This window comes from Xenorhabdus indica (assembly GCF_014467235.1).
In the GTDB taxonomy this organism is placed as follows: domain Bacteria; phylum Pseudomonadota; class Gammaproteobacteria; order Enterobacterales; family Enterobacteriaceae; genus Xenorhabdus; species Xenorhabdus indica.
Genome location: NZ_NKHP01000062.1, coordinates 1 through 2888 on the forward strand (window position 1 = coordinate 1; position 2888 = coordinate 2888).

At 32.5% G+C, this 2888-nt stretch carries 3 protein-coding genes; 1 reads left to right on the forward strand and 2 read right to left on the reverse strand.

Annotated features, from left to right (window positions below; all coding sequences use genetic code 11):
• Positions 1–75 precede the first annotated feature (75 nt).
• Together Xind_RS19385 and Xind_RS19390 are read right to left on the reverse strand one after the other, a co-directional pair.
• The gene (locus Xind_RS19385) at positions 76–909 is read right to left on the reverse strand and encodes an MFS transporter (RefSeq protein ID WP_246432633.1); all 834 of its coding nucleotides are present in this window, start codon (positions 907–909) and stop codon (positions 76–78) included.
• Between the two features lie 602 nt (positions 910–1511).
• Positions 1512–2117 carry a TetR/AcrR family transcriptional regulator gene (locus Xind_RS19390; RefSeq protein WP_187650920.1) on the reverse strand — a complete coding sequence of 202 codons (606 nt, stop codon included), beginning with the start codon at positions 2115–2117 and terminating at the stop codon, positions 1512–1514.
• A gap of 389 nt (positions 2118–2506) precedes the next feature.
• Here Xind_RS19390 and Xind_RS19395 point away from each other — a divergent pair.
• On the forward strand, positions 2507–2888 hold a 382-nt coding region (locus tag Xind_RS19395; protein WP_338114373.1), incomplete at its 3' end, for a chorismate mutase.

Sequence of the window (2888 nt, forward strand, 5' to 3'; positions counted from 1 at the left end):
TCAGTCCTTCTTTTTGCTTTTTTGTTTGTGGAAAATCAAAATTCGCAAAAATTGGACTGAGTTTCTTTGATACTCCTACCATTTTGAAAAGGCATTTAGTTTTCCAACAATTATATTACCTATCATAGTTGCTATCCCATAAACAGTCAGGAGTACAGCGATAGCACCATCACTATAGCCCGTAATATTTTTCAATATAGGAGTAAAATAAGTGAATGCAGAAAATGTAGCACCGATTATTAATAAACTTGTAGAAAATACTGCCCATAATTTAGGGCTCTTTAGAGCTCCTAATTCACTTTTTAAGCTAATCACCTGCGGCTTTGGAAGGCTTGGGATCCATAATATGCTAACAATTAAACCGAGGACAGCTAGGATGCTTACAACCCAGAAACTTTCTCTCCAACCAAAATGTGTTCCAATCAAATTTGCCATTGGTAAACCTAGTATTGTACCTGCCATAATCCCAGCTAGAACAATAGAAACTGCCCAACCTCTTTTATGTTCGGATACAATTGCAACACAAATTGCTATCGCTACTCCATAAAAAGCTCCAGATACAGCACCAGTAATAAGTCTTGCTATTACAAGAAAGTGATACGAGCTTGCCATAGCCCCCAGGATCTCACCAATGGTAAATATCACGTAAAGAATCATAAGTGCTAACTTAGGTGGTATTATTAATAGTCCTATGGCAAGTAATGGCCCTCCAAACGCCATTGCCAGTGCATATAAAGACACCAGGTAACCAATTTGTGAAATAGAAACACCGAGATCACTTGCCATAACAGGTATCATACCTGCTACTTGAAACTCGCTTGTCACCAAAGCAAAAATACCGAATGCCAGTATGTACACAGCCAATGGCAATGTTGCACTTTTATTGTCTGTGACAGATATATTTTGCATAAAGATTTTTCCTTTATTAAGCTGCTTCTATCAGAATGCTTTGCGATATCTAGAGTATAAGCAGTAAACCTTGAGAAAAAGTTCTATCTTGACTTAATTGTGTAATCTTAACTACAAAAATATCGTTCTTACGAAATGGCGTCAAGATATTTATCTTATTGAAATTACAAAAACACAACGAAAGATAAAAAAGAGTCTGGACTACAAATTTAACTAAATCCTCATATTTGAAAACTCCAAGAAATCCTTTAAGTTAAAAAAATAAAAATAATTAGAAATTAATTTACAAATCAGAGATAATTACATCTCGTAAATATTTAATTACTAATCATTTAGTAGTAACATAATTTATGTTTGTAGTAGTAATATTGTTGATTTTCTAGTTTTAATCAATGTGGCTTGTGACTGAGTGGATTAGATTTAGGAAGAATTTTTCATAAATACATCAAAATGGTAGGTATTGTCATATTACAATATATTGACTTATTTGGTAGTGGCTACCTAGGTAGCCGCTACCAAATTAAATTATAAGATTGTTGCAACAGAAATAAATCTCAAAAAACTCTTTTTTGGGAAAAAATTGTCTGTTATATATTTTTTTACTACAGAGTGTTGAATGAAGGTAATGCGGTTAAAGCTGGTTCAATTAGACGCTGTAAAGTGTTTTTAGGTACTCTATCTCTGGCCTGAAACGAGATAGCTTGTGTAATGCCCAAAAAATATTCTGCCAATGTTTTCGAATCAGTATTTTTGGGTAAGTCACCCTCCATAATACCGCGTTCAATACGTAGCTGTATCAGTGTAAGGATTTTGGCACGTTCTTTTCTCAAATATTCCCAAGCAGGATAATTCTCAGCGCGATTATTCACTACTCCCATTATCATTAAGCAACCGCCCGCTTCATTTGAAGATGCGTTAATTATGACGTTTTCCAGCATGGCCTTAAGCCCTTCTTTAGTTGTTTTTGCATCATTCAGTGCACTTATTGTTTTACTACCTACTGTTTCAATATAAAGCTGTACTGCATCACAAAATAGATTGAATTTACTTCCAAAAGCTGCGTAGAAGCTCGGAGGATTAATACCCATAGCTGCCGTTAAATCTACAAGTTGGGTTCCTTCGAATCCTTTAATCCAGAAAACACCCATGGCTTTTTTGAGAGCTAATTCTTTGTCAAAATTAAGAGGCCTACCTCTTTTTCTTGTCATGATTTTTCCTTATTCATTTGAAATAAAATGAAAAAAATATTTTTATAGTAAGTATAACATAAATCATTGACATCAATAAATGAAATGCCTTACATTATATTTACAGTTTTTTTATTCTTTTTTTTACATGAGTTTCTTCAATATTGCGCCCTTTGTATTTGGATGCTTTAGTGTAATTTTATATTTATACACCAAATTATTTTTAAAATATATATTTTCAATAAAAAATTACGTTTAGTAAAAATTATCAAGATGCTATTTCATTTATTAATTATAACAAATGAAACCAAAGAGATGACAATGAAAAACAAAAAAAATCAGAGTCAAAAAATATAGAAATTAGAGCCATACGAGGAGCTATTCAAGTTTCAAAAGATACTTCTGATGAAATAAGAAGAAGCACGTTATTAATGATGAGTAAAATTATTTCCACAAATGAATTGCAATGTTTAGATTTAGTAAGTTGTTTTTTTACTGTGACACCAGATCTAACCAGTGAATTACCGCCATTAATAATATATGAAGCAGGTTGGAAAAATCTTCCTACTCTATGTGCTTTAGAGGTTAAAACATCAATGATGATACCAAGAACAATTAGGATGTTAATCCATGTTCAATGGAATCATGAAAATAGAAAACCGAATCATATTTATTTACCTGAAGTGCTATCATCTAAATGCCTTTTCAAAATGGTAGGAGTATCAAAGAAACTCAGTCCAATTTTTGCGAATTTTGATTTTCCACAAACAAAAAAGCAAAAAGAAGGACTGA